The organism is Bordetella genomosp. 10, assembly GCF_002261225.1.
GTDB lineage: Bacteria > Pseudomonadota > Gammaproteobacteria > Burkholderiales > Burkholderiaceae_B > Bordetella_C.
In genome coordinates this window covers 586,715-601,715 of the sequence record NZ_NEVM01000001.1, presented here as the reverse complement: position 1 = coordinate 601,715, position 15,001 = coordinate 586,715, and the positions used below count along the sequence as shown (strand labels likewise).

General features: G+C 69.0%; 12 protein-coding genes. 2 read left to right on the top strand and 10 right to left on the bottom strand.

Features of this window, described 5'->3' with window-relative positions; translation table 11 throughout:
• Positions 1-38 precede the first annotated feature (38 nt).
• The 5 genes from tagF to tssJ all read right to left on the bottom strand — a co-directional run bounded on the left by tagF (position 39) and on the right by tssJ (position 7,698).
• A complete protein-coding gene (tagF, locus tag CAL29_RS02620) occupies positions 39-800 on the bottom strand; it encodes a type VI secretion system-associated protein TagF (protein WP_256977148.1) in 762 nt (253 codons plus the stop codon).
• Entirely contained in the window at positions 782-4,396 is a 3,615-nt protein-coding gene (tssM, locus tag CAL29_RS02615) for a type VI secretion system membrane subunit TssM (protein ID WP_094851436.1), read from the bottom strand. The genes tagF and tssM overlap by 19 nt, the downstream gene beginning before the upstream one ends.
• Complete coding sequence (locus CAL29_RS02610; protein WP_256977285.1) at positions 4,393-5,649, bottom strand: DotU family type VI secretion system protein; 1,257 nt, start codon at positions 5,647-5,649, stop codon at positions 4,393-4,395. The genes tssM and CAL29_RS02610 overlap by 4 nt, the downstream gene beginning before the upstream one ends.
• Before the next feature lie 125 nt (positions 5,650-5,774).
• Positions 5,775-7,112, bottom strand: a complete 1,338-nt coding sequence (tssK, locus tag CAL29_RS02605; RefSeq protein ID WP_094851434.1) for a type VI secretion system baseplate subunit TssK — start codon at positions 7,110-7,112, stop codon at positions 5,775-5,777.
• 43 nt (positions 7,113-7,155) lie between these two features.
• A complete protein-coding gene (gene tssJ / locus CAL29_RS02600; protein ID WP_094851433.1) occupies positions 7,156-7,698 on the bottom strand; it encodes a type VI secretion system lipoprotein TssJ in 543 nt (180 codons plus the stop codon).
• A gap of 317 nt (positions 7,699-8,015) precedes the next feature.
• Between tssJ and CAL29_RS02595 the strand changes: the two genes are divergently transcribed.
• Both CAL29_RS02595 and CAL29_RS02590 read left to right on the top strand, forming a co-directional pair.
• Entirely contained in the window at positions 8,016-8,426 is a 411-nt protein-coding gene (locus CAL29_RS02595) for a TssQ family T6SS-associated lipoprotein (RefSeq protein WP_094851432.1), read from the top strand.
• 54 nt (positions 8,427-8,480) lie between these two features.
• On the top strand, positions 8,481-9,221 hold the full coding sequence (locus CAL29_RS02590; RefSeq protein WP_094851431.1) for an FHA domain-containing protein: 741 nt from the start codon (positions 8,481-8,483) through the stop codon (positions 9,219-9,221).
• Between the two features lie 6 nt (positions 9,222-9,227).
• Here the strand turns inward: CAL29_RS02590 and CAL29_RS02585 are convergent, their stop codons facing one another.
• The 5 genes from CAL29_RS02585 to CAL29_RS02565 are packed head-to-tail and all read right to left on the bottom strand — an operon-like array spanning position 9,228 to position 14,962.
• Positions 9,228-10,091, bottom strand: coding sequence for a hypothetical protein (locus tag CAL29_RS02585; protein WP_094851430.1), 864 nt, complete (start codon positions 10,089-10,091; stop codon positions 9,228-9,230).
• Position 10,092: 1 nt separating this feature from the next.
• Positions 10,093-10,803 carry a hypothetical protein gene (locus tag CAL29_RS02580; protein WP_094851429.1) on the bottom strand — a complete coding sequence of 237 codons (711 nt, stop codon included), beginning with the start codon at positions 10,801-10,803 and terminating at the stop codon, positions 10,093-10,095.
• 2 nt (positions 10,804-10,805) lie between these two features.
• Positions 10,806-13,439, bottom strand: a complete 2,634-nt coding sequence (gene tssH / locus CAL29_RS02575) for a type VI secretion system ATPase TssH (RefSeq protein WP_094851428.1) — start codon at positions 13,437-13,439, stop codon at positions 10,806-10,808.
• Positions 13,440-13,451: 12 nt separating this feature from the next.
• Positions 13,452-14,555, bottom strand: a complete 1,104-nt coding sequence (gene tssG, locus CAL29_RS02570; RefSeq protein WP_094851427.1) for a type VI secretion system baseplate subunit TssG — start codon at positions 14,553-14,555, stop codon at positions 13,452-13,454.
• Positions 14,556-14,569: 14 nt separating this feature from the next.
• Positions 14,570-14,962, bottom strand: a complete 393-nt coding sequence (locus CAL29_RS02565) for a DUF4150 domain-containing protein (RefSeq protein ID WP_094851426.1) — start codon at positions 14,960-14,962, stop codon at positions 14,570-14,572.
• Positions 14,963-15,001: the final 39 nt, after the last annotated feature.

Sequence of the window (15,001 nt, the reverse complement as noted above, 5' to 3'; positions counted from 1 at the left end):
TTCGAGCAGACTTCAAGCGAAATTCCGGAACACCACCACTAGCGCCGGACGCCGGCGAAAGATGAAAACAGCGTGGCGAACAGCGTCACGTTCAACGCGCCGCCATGCAGATAGGTGCGCAGGGCCGCGCCGTCGGCCTGGTTGGTCCACCAATAGCTGGTATGCGACCCCGGGTTGAATACCGACGGCAGCTCCGCCCACGCCAGCGGCCTGTTGCCCGCCAAGGCCTGGGCGGGAGCGGGCTGCCCGGCGTTCAGGATGTCCATGATGTCGCTGCCCCGGCTCGCCGCCACCGCGCCGCGGCCCGCGGCCGACATGGCGGCGGCCGCCGCGCGGGCCGGCTGCAAGGCGCGCTCCAGTTGCTCGGCGGCGCAGCCGTGCCGCACCGCCATCAACAGCCCGACCCCGAGCTGGTGGAAATACTCGCCCGCCGCGTCCAGCATGCGCGGCTCGTACAGGTCCACCGGCATGTACAGGGAAACGCACAGGGGGTAGTTGCGCCCCACCCTGTCGCGGCTGGCCGCGATGCAGCCGAACTGCACCCCGCCCGCGCCGGGCCCCGAGGGAATGGCGAAATTCCACAAGGGCGCCGCCGCGTAGGCGCGCAGGGCCGCTTCGTCCTGCGACTGCTTCAAGGCCGCCAGCCCGTGCTGCAACCACTTGTCCCACCAGCCGCTCAATTCGCGCGGCAGGTTGCGATTCACGAAATCGCCCGTGGCCGGAATCTTGCCGTACCAGCCCAGCCGCTGCCCGATATCCATGCCGCCCATCGATTCCGCCCTCAAGAACGGCCCGGACATGCAAAACCTTGCATTTCGGGCAGGTGGAAAGGACTCTTGACGCTGTTCGCGGTGATTTCCAGCACGACCTTGCGCCCGTTGATGTCGAAGGTGGCCAGCGTGACCTCCGGCGACGGCCCCGGCTTGAGCCGCGCCTTGTCCAGCATGCGGTTCAGCGCCCAGGGTCCGCTGGTGACCAGGCCCGCGGGCCCCGATTGCGGCGTCAGCTCGATGCGCACCTGGCTGCCGCCGCGCGGCCCCGGCCACGTGACCGAGGTGGCGACCTGCGGTCCGTGCGCGTACTGGATCGCCTGCCCGTCCACGTCCATCAGGAACTGCGTGATGCTGCCGTCCATCTCGACCGGCCGGATCGACACCCGGTACTGCGGCGCCGCGCTGCCCGCCGCGAAATACACGTCGCGGATCACGCCCGCCCGCTGGAAGGAATCCAGGAAGGCCGAACTCTCGCCCGGCCGGCCTTCGATATCGGGCTTGAAGCGCCAGCGCTGCCCCGACACGTCGATCTGGCTGGCCAGGTTCTTCTGGAAGAAGTCGTCCATCATGCCGTTGGGCGCGAACAGCCGCGCCATGTCGTTGGGCGCGACGTCGCGGCTGGACGCCGGCGCGAAGGGATAGCGCCCGCTGATGGATTGCCGGCAGAACACGCCTATCGTGGCGGCCAGGTTGTCGCCCAGCCGCTCGCGCACGACGCCGGACACCTCGCCCGAGGCATTCATCGACAGGCCGTTGAGCAGGTCGCGCAAGGGCCCCGGCATGCGGCCGGCCTCGGCGCGCAGCTTGGTGACCACGTCGGAGTTGGGCGCCGGACTGGCGCTGCGCAAGGCGGCATCCGTCGCCGTGAGATAGGTGTACAGCTCGTTGATCAACCCTGTCGTGGCGCTGATGGCCGGTGGCGCATTGCCGTCGCTGGCGGCAAGCCTGCGGTAGGGCTCGAAATGCTGGTCGACGATGCGTTCGAGCTTGTCGCCGTTGGCGTCCTCGCGGGCCGTATTGTCCAGCCCCACCGGTCCGAACATCTGCTCCAGCGCCTCGCGCGTGCTGCTGACCCGGTCGCGCGCCTGGTCCACCAGGGACCGTTCGGAAGACTTCGCGTCGCGCAGCAGCGTGGTCTGGCGCGCCACGTTCTGCACCAGCATCACCATGGGCGACTCCGGCGCGGACAGCGTGCGGGCGGTCTGTATGCTCTGCAACAGGGACTTGCTCGGCGCCAACTGAAGATCGTTCAGGTAGGCATCCCAACGCGCGACGTAGTCGTTCAGGTACAGGCGCTTGATGTCGGCCACCAGGCGGTCCTGCGCCGCCTGGTCCATGACGCCCGGCGGCGGCGTATCCAGCACCCAGGCATCGTCGGCGCGCAACAGCTCGGCCACGCCGGGCACGCGCTTGCTGAAGACGTCCCAATAGCCGCGATAGCTGTACAGGCCGGGAATGCCGTCGGTCAGCGGCTTCCCGCTCTTGCGCACGAATACCGACGTCGCCTGCGGGCCGCCCAGGGTCACCGCGGTGATGTCCGGCAGTTCGCCCGTGTTGCCCAGCATGCGGCGCAGGCGGCTGTAGGCGCGCTGTGGCAGGGTGTAGCTGGCCAGGCGCTCGCGCATCCGCCGCACCAGCTCCATGTCCTGGGGAAAGGGCGAGGCCAGCACGTGCTCGCGCACCAGGTTGCGCAGGTGCAGCGACAACTGCTGATACTGCTTGCGGGTATAGCCTTCGGGCAAGGTCTTCTGCATATCCGACAGCAGCCAGGCATGCATGAACTCCGCGTCGTAATGCCTGGCGTCGTACAGCATCAGATAGGCGCGCAGCGCTTCATAGGTGAATTCCAGGTCGTCGGGCGCGGCATTGCGCAGGGCGGTCTCGATCCGCCGCGCGACCTGCTGGAGCAAGGCCTGGTCCAGGGTGTCCCGGTATATGGCCTGCGCCGCGGCGGTCATCTTGCGCCCCTGGTACAAGCCGAAGCGGTAGGACAGCGGCGGATCGTCGACGTCGAAATCCGCGCCCTTGGGCAGATACCAGAGCGCATCGAGGAAAGGCATCAGGCCCAGCACGTCGCCCGACCGGGTGATCTTCATCTCGCTGCCCAGCTTGTCGACCACCGGCACCCGCCGCGCGATCTCGTCCAGGTAGGCGGCGTTGTTGCGGTAGCTGATGCCCCAGCCGATGAGGAGTCCCGCGAGCACGGCGCCCAGCCCCAGGTAGCCAGCCCAGTGCAGGCGGCGATAGCGCCGCTCCCAGCGCATATTGCGGCCCGCCAGGCCGGCCTCCTTGAAGATCACCTCCTGCAACAGGTTCTTCAGGAAGAAGCTGCGGCCCTGCCCTTCGGCCGGCGCGCTGCTGTGGCCCCCCGCGCCCTCGATGCGCAGATAGCGGCGCAGCTTGCCCGTCACCTGGTCGAAGGTCTCGCCCCCCTGCGTGCCGCTGGTGAAGTAGACGCCGCGCGGCATCAGGCGGACCTCGAACCTGGAGGCGGCGAAAACGTCGCTCAGGAAGTGGCCCAGCACGGGCTGCAAGCCGGCGAACTGCTGCGGCAGCATGTAGGCCAGCGCGCGCCGGCCCGGGTCCTGCTCGGCCGCCAGCACCTCGGGCAAGGCGTCGTCCAGGCGCCGTTGCAGCAGGCGGTATTCGGCATGGAAAGCTTCGTACAGGTCGAAGTCGGCCTGCTGCGACTGCGCGTAGGGCAGCGTAAAGCCCCAGACCTGCGCCAGGTCGTCGCGGCTGAACGAGGCGAAGTACTCTTCGAAGCCGGACAGCAGGTCGGCCTTGGTGACCAGCACGTAGATGGGGAACTGGATGCCCAGTTGCTCCCGCAGCTCCTGCAACCGGCGGCGCAGCACGGCCGCGTGCTGCACGCGCTCGGTGTCGGACGCCGACAGGAGATCCGCCACGCTGACGGTCAGCATGGCGCCGTTGATGGGCTGGCGGCCGCGGAACTTGGATAGCAGGCCCAGGAAGCCGGACCACTCCTCTTCGTCGCCGGTGGGATCGCTCTCATGGGTGGTGTAGCGGCCGGCGGTGTCCAGCAGCACCGCGTCGTCGGTGAACCACCAATCGCAATTGCGCGTTCCGCCCACGCCGCGCAGGGCGACCTTGCCGAAGCGGTCCGCCAGCGGAAAGTTCAGGCCCGAATTGACCAGCGCCGTCGTCTTGCCCGACCCCGGCGCGCCGATGAAGACGTACCAGGGAAGCTGGTACAGGTATTGCCGTGTAAAACGCCCCCACGGCGCGCGCTTCCCGCCGCTTTCGAAGCGGGTCTCGCGCAGCAGGGTCACCGCTTCGTCGAAGCGCTCGGCCAGTTCGCGTATGTCCGCATTCTCCGGCGAGGCCTCTTCCTTCTTCAGCTTCGCGGCCGGCTTGCGCAACTGCCCCAGCAATTGGGCGTTCAGCCGGCCTTCGCGCCACTTGCGCCACAGCAGGCGCAACAGCCAGACCAGGAAAATCGCCGCGATCACGGCGATGCGCGCGTTTTCGCTTTCCAGCGGCCGCGTGGCGCCCACCGCGATCAAGGGCCCCGCCACCCAGACCAGCAGCGCCAGGGCGACGACGCCCAGGAAATTCCACAGCCCGCGGCTGAACAGGAATCCGAACACGTTGTGGATCATCGTTGCTTACCTTCGAGCGTGGCGGCGGGCGGCATCGGCGGCACCAGCAGCGTGATTTCCACGCGGCGGTTGCGGGCGCGATTGGCCGGCGTGTCGTTGGGCGCGACCGGATCGGTTTCGCCGCGGCCCTCCGCGCGCAGGCGGCCCGGGTCCTCGAGACGCTTGGCCAGGAGGTCCTTGACCGCGTCGGCGCGGGCCTGCGACAGATGCCAGTTGGAGGGAAAGCGCGCGCTGCGCATGGGCGTGTTGTCGGTATAACCGCTGACCAGGATGTTGCCGTGGGTGTCGCGCAGCGCATCGGCGATGCGCGAGAGCACGGGCACATAGCGGTCCAGCACGGTGGCCGCGCCCGAATCGAACAGGCCGTCGCCGCGCAGGACCACCACGCTGCGGTCCGCCTCGTCGCGCACGGTGACCAGGTTCTCGCGGATCTCGGGCGCCAGGAATTCCGCCAGGCGCGGCGCGGGAGCGGGCTGCGGCGGCACGGGCGCGGCGATCCTGACCATGGGCGGCTTCAGGTTGCCGATGGCGGCAAAGGCGCTATCGGAACGCGACGCCAGGGCCAGGTTGAAGCCGAAGTAGGCCGCGATCGCCAGCACCGCGGCCAGCGCGGCGAAGGCCCAGAGCGGCACCGGCAGGCGGCGCGACTGGACCTGCGCCGGCACGTCGCGCCAGTGCGGCGACAGCTCGCGCGGGTATTCGCCGCGGGCGCCGCGCAGGATGCGCAGCAGGCGCTGGCGCAGGGTCTCCAGTTGCGAGCGGCCGTTGTCGATGACGCGGTAGCGGCCCTCGAAACCCAGCAGCAGGCAGTAGTACAGCAGCTCCAGCAGGTCCAGGTGGTGGCTGGGATTCTGGGTGAGCTTGGCCAGCAACTGGAAGAATTTCTCGCCGCCCCAGGTCTCGTTGTGGAAGGTGACGAGCAGGCTGTGCGCCGACCACGTGCCGCCGCCGCCCCAGGGCGTCAGGGCGGCCGCCTCGTCCAGCGCGGTGCACAGGCAATAGCGCGCGCCCAGGATGGTCTCGTTGGGGATGCCCGCCTGTTGCGCGCGCAGTTCGAACTGCCGCACCTCGTCCAGCAGGTGTTCGCGCAGCAGCGCCGGCGCGGGATGCGAGCGCGTGGCGCGGATCTGCGGAATCAGGTCCAGCAGCGGATTGGCGGCGGCGACCAGGGAATTCGATCCGCTGATCACGTACTCGTCAGGCCGCAAGCGGCTGGCGGCGTCGAACTCGTCCGGGGCGCCGGGGGGCGCCATCGAACCGGGCAAGGCGTGGTCGGAGGCCTGCATAGTGTCTCCCTGCAAGCCGGCGAGGCCTTCGCCGGCGTCCAGTGAAATTCATGAATGAATGCGTGAATGAATCAAGCGGGCGCGAGGGACCCTCAATCGCGCAGCGCCCAGAACTCCATCGTCAATCCGGGGAATTCGCCCGCCAGGTGCAACGCCAGCGCGCCGCTGCGCTGCAACTGCTTCCAGAAGTCCCCGCTCTTGTCCAACTCGAAATACACGTGGCCGGCGTGATACGGAATCTGGCGCGGCGCCACCGCCAGCGCATGCACGGTCACTCCCGGCAATTGCAGGTGGACCAGGTCGCGGATGCGCTCCACCGGACCGATCTTCACTTGCGCGGGGAAACGCGCGCGCAAGGCCTCGCCCGGCAGGTCGGCATGCACCGCGAGCACGAAACCCGCCGTCTGGAGCAGCTCCAGGTCGGGAATCTGCGCCACGCGCACGCCCTGTCCGCGGTCTTGCAGCGGAATCTGGAAGGCGCGCTGCTCCAGCACCGCCGACAAGGAGCGGCGCAATTCCTCCATGAGCGGCGCGAAGGTCGCCTGAAGGTCGTCATGCTCGTAGACGGGCAGCACGCCGGGCAGGCGGTCGGCCGCCGTGTAGGTCGCCAGGTCGCAGGCCAGCATGAGGAAATCGTGGAACAGGCGCTCCGGATGCAGGCCCGGCGTCTGGCGCGCATGCCACGTCGCGCCCTGGTAGCGGTTCACGACCTCCAGCAGCATGAAGTCCGACACCTCGGCGACGCCGCCGCGGCCCGGTTGCGACAGCCGCGCGGCCAGGGCCTGGGCGCGCGTTTCGAGCAGGCCGTGCAGTTCGTGTACGAAACCGCGCAGCACCGGCTGGCCGTCCACGGCCACGCAAGGCGGCACGAAGGCGTCGTCGAGCACGACGCGATTGTCGGCGCGCCGCTCCAGCACGCGCGCCACGCCCACGCCCAGCCAGTCGTCGCCGAGTTCGGATTCCGGCAGCAGCCGCAAGCGCAGCCTGCCCAGTTGCAGCAGGGCGGGCTCCAGCGCGACTTCGCCGCTGTCCTCGATTTCTTCCTCATGCACGCGATAGCGCGCCAGCGTATCGCCCTGGTCCTCGAACACGACGTCGCTGGCGCCGGGGCGCTGGCGGGGAACGGCCAGCACGATGCGCTCGCCCCTGAGGTCCGCTGGCACGTCCAACGCGACCGGCGCATCGTCGGGATGATCGAATTCGAAGGGGGTGCCGTCCGGAAAGATGCCCTGGGCCTCGGTCAACGCCAGCTTGCCGATGGCCAGCGCGTCCGCGTCGACGGCCAGGCGGTGAAAGCCCCAGAAAAAGCCCTGCAACGGCAGCACGCGCTGTTGCAGCGTCTGCTCCAGGTGGCGTTCGAATTGCTGGAAGTGCTGGGGACGCAGGAACATCCCTTCGGACCAGACGACTTTGCTCTTGGGTGATGCCATATGTTCGATGTGTGTGCGGACAGGGAGAAGGCGCGCGTTCGCGCTAGAACGGCCACCATGGACGATCCCAGCCGGTCACCGCCAGCCCGGATCGATTGACGGCGATCTGCACCGTCTGTTCGTTGGGGGAGAACTGCCAGAATTTGTAGATGTTGGTGTTCTCGGCCTCGGGCAGCGGCACGGTCAGGCGCCACTGGCTGTCCTCGAGATCGCGATAGGAGGCGACGATGCCGATCGCGCCCGCATCCACGTTGCCCGCGTGCTTGATGACCTCGGTCTGGCCCGGCTGCAGGATGATCTGGTCGGTATTGAGCAGCTCGGCGCCCAGGGCCGCCTGCGGATTGGACTGCAGCGCGAAGTAGTCGCGCGCCTTGAAGGTGCTGGCCGATTTCAGCTCGTACACCGTGATCTGGATGGGCGACGGCCGGCCGTTGGCGTCGGGATTCACCTGCGCGTCGGCGGTGAAGGAAATCGCGTAGGGCACGGCGACGCGCCGGGCGGTCGATGCGCAGGCCCCGAGCACGAGGGCGGCGGCCAGGCATGCCGCGAGGACCTTGTACACGTGAACGGCGCGCTGTTTATCCATGCCTTGCGGGTCTCATCCGGTGTCGACGATAGGGATGCGCGATGGGCGCAAAGCCCGTATGAGAATCGAGAAAAATGAGAAATAGATGACACCCGGATGACGTTACCGGCGTTACCTTGCTGACACATCAACACGATCACCGATACTTTTACGAAACACTCCGATTCACTTTTTGAAGATCCTGCCGGATATCATCCGGCGACTTGCCCGTTGCGTATGGCATCGCGGTCGCGGCGCCCGTATCGAAACGACGCAAACGATGTAGAGGTTTATTTCAAGTAACGAATTCACCCGACAGGCATACCGGCGTCCTCAAAATGAAAAACACCATTCGCATTGCCCTCGTGTCCCTCTCGTCGGCGCTCGCCGCGTGCAGCGCGCCTTCCACGTCTCCGCAAGCGCAGGCGACGCCCACGCAGGCCGCCCTGACGCAGTTGCAGCAGGTGCGGGACGACTACAACGCCGGCAAGTACGGGGACGTCGTCCGCACCGTCGCCACTTCCGGCGAACTGGCCGGCTCCACGCCCGCCGTGGTGGTGGAATCCCTGAAGCTGCAGGCGTTCAGCTACTGCATCATCAACTACCAGACGCTGTGCCAGGACGACTTCACGCGCATCCTGGCCATCGAACCCGATTTCACCCTGACGCCCGCGGAGCAAGGGCATCCCAAGTGGGGACCGGCGTTCCGCGCGGCCAAGGCCGCGGCGGGGGCCACCGCTTCCCGCTGACCGCCTTGCTTCCGCCTTGCGCCCGCCTTCCGTAACGGCCACCAGGAGCCCGCCATGAAACTCACCGCGATCCGGCGCACCGACGACCTTCCCTTCGCGCCCGTCGAGGCGGAATTCCCGGCCCCCGGCGGCACCATAGGACGCGGCCGCGAGAACCGCCTGGTGCTGGACGACGCACCCGGCGCGCTGTGCCGGGTGCAGGCCCTGGTGCGCGTCGGCGACAGCGCCTGCTGGCTGGCGAACCTGAGCGGCATGGCCGGCGTCAGCATCAACGGCGAGGCGCTGGCTTGCGAACAGGAGGCGACGCTGCGCCACGGCGACGAAGTGACCATCGGCGCCTACGTGCTGCACGCCGACGATGCGGCCGCCATGGCGGCCGCGCCCGCGCCGGGCATCTTCGGCGATCTGTTCGGGCCGGGCACCCTGCCGGTCGGCGCCGCGCCGGACGTCTCGGCCCATCCCTTCGACATGGCGTCGGCCGCAGGCCGCAATCCGGAGGACCCGCTGGCCCAGCTCGGCCACGGCGACACGGTCTTCGGCGACAAGCGCGGCGATCCGCTGGCGATGTTTCCCGATCCCGACGGCCGCCACGTGGACCACGTCTTCACCGACGCCACGCCGTCGACGCTGCACGGCGAGGATCCGCTGGCGTCCCTCCGCGACGATCCCATCGGCGGCACGATCGGGGGCATGACCGGCCCGCGCGGCACGCCGTCACGTCCCATGACGGACCGCGACGACGTGCGCGAACCGTCCGGCCATATGCGCCCGCCCACGGTGCGCAAGGACGCGTGACCCGCCTCAGGGCATGGGCGAAAACCCATAGGGGCTCTGCAACTGCAGTTCCATCCCGCGCAGGTAGGCCCGGCCGAAGCCGGTGCGGCCGAAGGCATCGGCCTCGGTGCGCAACCACTCGTCCAGGCGCCTGCTGCCGGCGGACATGACGGCCATGGACGGGATCGGGCCCGAGCACGTCAGGATGTCCAGGTAGTCCACCACCCGCCGTTGCAGCGGCGTAAGGCTGCCCAGCCCTTCCACCCGCATGCCCAGCCGCGTTTCGTTGCCGAAGAAGCCATGCCCCGCCGTGAACATGCTGGGCACCAGCAACTGGCCCGCGGCCATGCAGGCATAGGCGTCGACCTTCAGCCGGCCGGGCAGCAGGCCGATGACCTCCAGGCAGGTGTTGACGGCGACGTCGATGAAGGACCCCGTCAGCATATGGAGCCACACGTCGTCGGCCCGCGCGCCGCCGCATTGCAGCGGGACTTCGGCGGTCCAGGTCTCCGGCTGCGTGCCGATCACCTCCCTGAAGACCTGGGCGTGATACGCGCGGATGGCGGACATGGTCAGCTCGCGGTTCACCCCGGTGTCGCGGAAGGCGGCCATGCGCGCGTCGCAATCGTGGTTGATCAGGCCCATGTTGATCTGGACCAGGGTGTCCTCGCCGACCGTCACGCCGTGGCGGCGCGCGAATTCGCGGCAATAGGCGATGGCCACCGCGCCCGAGGGCGTGTCCTGCCGCACCACGCCTTTCGCCAGCGGCGCGTAGATGGACCCATGGGCCTCCAGATAGGTGTAATAGCCCGCGCGGTCTCCGGCGCGGCGCAGCCGGTCGCTTTCCAGCACGTCATAGCCCGGCGAAAGTAAGGGATAGGTCGCGGCCATGTCATTTCCCCTGTGTGGTCTGGGCCTGGGCCTTGAAATCATCCAGCAGGCGCAGCGCGCCGGTGCGCAGCGCACGCCAGTTCGGCGCCTGGTCGCGCTCGGCGTGGACGCTGACCTTGATGCGGCCCGCCATGAAAGCAAGCACGCATTGGGGGAAATTGACGATGCCCACGCCCGCGCGATTGCAGGTCATCACGGTGGTGGGATGCTGCTCGTCGCCTTCGATATAGACGTCGGGATAGCGCTTCCAGCGTTCCGAGGACTCGTCCAGGTCCGCCACCCGGCGCAGGCCGTCGAAGGCGGGTTCGAATCGATGCGCCCGCGTCGCCATCCCCTGCGCGGTGAGATCGCCGGCGTACAGGCGATAGTCGGTGGCCAGCATGTCCTGCACAACGCCGGCTTTCACGGCGGGCTCCTCCAGCAGGATGTTGACCAGCATCCGGTCGCGCGCCCTGCCCTGCCCGGCGTCGCCGGAATCGGGGGTGAAGCCGGGCAGCATCGCGCGCAGCAACAGGGCGTGCTGCTGCTCGCCGCCGGGCTCCAGCGGCCCGTCCAGATAATCCCTGGGGATCGCGTAGCGCACGTCGTCCACGCGGACCGTCACTTTCTGCGTCATCCCGCTCTCCCGCGCGGCGGGCGCCGCCCGCGCATGCATCGCCGTGGAAATCATCGCCGTGCCCAGCAGCACGGCGGCCATGGTGGATTTCATCATCGTCACTCGTAGCGGTAGGTAAATTCGCCGCCGGCGGCATCGAGCCACGCGGCGCTCACGCGGCGGCCATCCACCGATGCGGCCAGCAACTCCTGGCTGATGCGCGGCAGCACCGTATTGGTGAGAATGGCGTCGACCATGCGGCCGCCGGACTCCACTTCCGTGCAGCGCGCCACGATCAATGCGGTGGCCGCGGGCGCGACGTGCAAGGCGATATCGTGATTGACCCGTAGCCGCTGCGCGATGCGGTCCAGTTGCAGGTCGACGATGCGCGCCAGCATCTCGTCGGACAATGGATAGTAAGGCACCACCACCAGGCGGCCCAGCAGCGCGGGCGGGAACACCTGCAACAGCGGTTCGCGTAGCGCCGCGCCCAGCGCCTCCGGTCCTGGCGCGCGCGCGGGGTCGCGGCACAGGCGGGCGACGTGCTCCGTGCCCACGTTGGACGTGAGCAGGATGACCGTATTGCGGAAGTCGATGTAGCGGCCGCCGCCGTCCTCCATCCAGCCCTTGTCGAAAACCTGGAAGAAAACCTCGTGCACGTCGGGATGCGCTTTCTCCACTTCGTCCAGCAGGACCACGCTGTAGGGCCGGCGCCGCACGGCCTCGGTGAGCACGCCGCCCTCGCCGTAGCCGACGTAGCCCGGCGGCGCGCCCTTCAACGTCGAGACCGTATGCGATTCCTGGAATTCGCTCATGTTGATGGTGATCACGTTCTGCTCGCCGCCGTACAGGGCTTCGGCCAGCGCCAGGGCCGTCTCGGTCTTGCCCACGCCGCTGGGGCCGCACAGCATGAAGACCCCCACGGGCTTGCCGGGATCGGTCAGGCGCGCGCGCGAAGTCTGGATGCGGCGGGCGATAGCCTCCAGGCCGGCGTCCTGGCCGATGACGCGCTGCCCCAGGGTCCGGGCCAGGTCCAATACGGCCCGCGCCTCGTCCTTGACCATGCGGCCCACCGGAATTCCCGTCCAGTCCGCCACCACGGCGGCCACGGCGCCGGCGTCCACGGCGGCATGGATGAGGGCCTGCTCCCCTTGCAGCGCGGTCAGCGCCTCGCGCGCCGCGTGCAATTCCGCGCGCAAGCCTTCCTGCCCGGCGTCGTCGGCCGGGCCGGGCGCGTCCAGCCTCGCGCACAGGTCATGGATGCGGGCGGCGGCGGCGGACTCCTCTTCCCAGCGGGCGGCCAGCGCGCTCTCCTGCGCGCGCGCCTCCTGCAAGGCCGCGCGCAAGGCCACGCCGCGTTCGGCGTCGGCGACGCCCAGGCGATGCTCGCGGGCGGCGACGTCCAGTTCGATCTCCAGGGCCTCGATGCGGCGCCGCGCGTCTTCCAGCGCGGCCGGCGCGGCGTGCTGGCTGACGGCGACCCGCGCGCAGGCCGTATCGAGCAGCGCCACGGCCTTGTCCGGCAATTGGCGCGCCGGGATATAGCGATGCGACAGCCGCACCGCGGCCTCCACCGCCTCGTCCAGCAGCAGCACGCGGTGATGCGCTTCCAGCGTCTCGCGCAGGCCGCGCAGCATGACGATGGCGCGGTCTTCCGCGGGCTCGTGGATCTGCACGACCTGGAAGCGCCGCGTCAGCGCGGGATCGTTCTCGATGTACTTCTTGTACTCGGCCCAGGTGGTGGCGCCTATGGTGCGCAGTTGGCCCCGCGCCAGCGCGGGCTTGAGCAGGTTGGCGGCGTCGCCCGTGCCGGCGGCGCCGCCGGCGCCCACCAGGGTATGGATCTCGTCGATGAACAGGATGATGGGCCTGGCGCTGGACTGCACCTCGTCGATGAGGCGGCGCAGCCGCTGCTCGAACTCCCCCTTCACGCCCGCGCCGGCCTGTAGCAGGCCGATGTCCAGCAGGTGCAGCGACACGTCCCGCAAGGCCGGCGGCACGTCGCCGGCGGCCAGCCGCAGCGCCAGCCCTTCGACCACCGCGGTCTTGCCCACGCCGGCCTCGCCGGTCAGGAGCGGATTGTTCTGGCGCCGCCGCATCAGGATGTCCACCAGTTGGCGGATTTCCTCGTCGCGGCCCGAAACGGGGTCGATGGCGCCGTCGCGCGCCTTCGCGGTCAGGTCCACGGCGTATTGCGCCAGGGCGGAACGCTGCCCGCCGGCGGCGCCGCCTTGCCCCTCGCCCGTCCCTGCCGCGCTGTCCACGCCGGCGTCTTCCTCGGGCGAGCCGGCCGTGATGGCGGCCAGTCGTTCCAGCAGCACGTCGGGCACCACGCGTCCGAACAGGCCCGAGATGCCCAGCAGCACGTTGCGCAGGGAATACGTCTTGGCCAATCCCGTCAGCAGATGGCCGGAGCGGATGCGGCCCGCGTCATAGCGCAGGGAAGCCAGCACCCAGGCGCGCTCGACCGCGTGGTCGATGTGCTCGGACAGGTCGGAGACGGACCCCGCGCCGCGCGGCAACTGGTCCAGCGCGCGGACGAGATCGGCCTGCACCCGTCCGGCATCGATCTCGAAATGGCGCAGGATGCGATGCAGGTCGCTGTCCTGCGCATGCAGGATCTGGTGCAGCCAGTGCGCCACTTCCACATAGGGGTTGCCGCGCAGCTTGCAGAAGGCGGTGGCGCCTTCCAGCGCCTGGTAGAGCAGCGGATCCAGCTTGCCGAAGAGTTCCGTGCGGCCGATATCGGACATGGGGGATAACCGTCAGGATAGATAGGAAAAGGAAGGCTGGGCCTGGCCCGCCGCGCGAGCGCGGCGCGTTTCATAGTCGATGACCAGGTCGCCGGCGTCGCCCAGCGCGGCGGGCCGATGACCGAGCCAGCTACGCAGGCCGATCGGGGCGTCGCCCAGCCGCGCGCCGCTGACGTGCTCGCGCGCCAGCACCAGCCGCACGTCCCAGGCGAATTCGATGCCCGTGTAGTGCCGCACCCACTGCACGAGCTTTTCCGCCGACCTGGCGCCCGGCAGGAAGCTGTCGTATTGCTCGCGCGCCAGCGGCCCGATCTCGATGCGGAACTTGTGTTGCGCGTCGCGCACCGCCGCGCCCAGGATGGTGTCCCGGCCCAGGCCCTGCGATCCGCGCAGGCCCAGCCGCTGGTCCGGCGCCAGCCGTATCCATTGCGGCACGAACTCGCGGATGCGCACCGGCACGCCGAAGTAATGCCGCAGGATCTGCTGCAAGCCTTCCGGGTTGCGGGTCTGCCGCAACAGATGGCTGGCCATGTGGTATTTGGCGTGGTCTACCACCTTGTCGCGCCCACGCATGGACGGCTGGCCCATGTGCAACAGGCAGGCGACATAGCGGCTGAAGCGGTCGTCGCGCCGGTCCAGGCTGACGGTGCTCTGCGCGTCGGCCCAGGCGCGGTAGAACAGCAGGATGAGGCGGTGATGGAACAGGTCCGCGAACGCGGCCAGCGTGGCGTCGCCATAGTGATGGATGCGCTCGCGGACGTGCTCGGTCATGTGCAGGGGCAGCGGACCGTTGGGGCCGAACAGGCCGAAACTGTAGATGGACAGCTCCGGCGGACGGTCCGCCCGCGCCGGCCGCGCGGCGGCCAGCGTGGACGGCGCGAAGGCCATCGACGGTTCCTGGCGCATGCGCACCGGCTCGTGCCGGGGCACGGTCTCGCGGCCCAGCGGCAGGCGCGCGCCGCCGCGCGCGTCGATCCAGCGCAGCACGTGGTAGAGATCGTGCGAGTAGGGATCGCGCGCGAGATCGCGCCAGAATGCCGGGGGCAGCGGCGCCGCGGCGTCCATGCCGGCGCGCGGCGCGGCGTTCTGCGGTATCGGATCGGAGGGAGTGTCCATGGCGCGTCCGGGCGTCAAGGCGCGAGCAGCAGGATCTTGGGCTGGCTCGGTACGATGCGCATGCCCACCATGTTGATCTGGTTCTGCAGCGACACGCTGGTCAGCCGGGTGGCCGGCGTGCCCATCAGCAGCACCGTGAACGCCCCGGTCAGATGGCGGGACTGGCTCATGAAGGTCTGCGACACGATGCCGCCGCCCGCGCCCGGAATGTCCCCGTTGGTGATGGGCGTGAAGGTGGCCATATTGTGCGCGGGCGCGGCCACGAACAGGATGTTCCAGGCGTTCGGGATGGCGGTCGGACCCAGGGCCAGGTTGGGATACGGCAAGGGCGCCATCGCGGCGGGCGGCGTCTTGCAGACATCCGGAAACGCCAGGTCCAGGCCCATCAACTGGCAATTCGCGAACATATCCGTGCTCCTTCGTGTACGGGGATGCCGGCGGGCCAT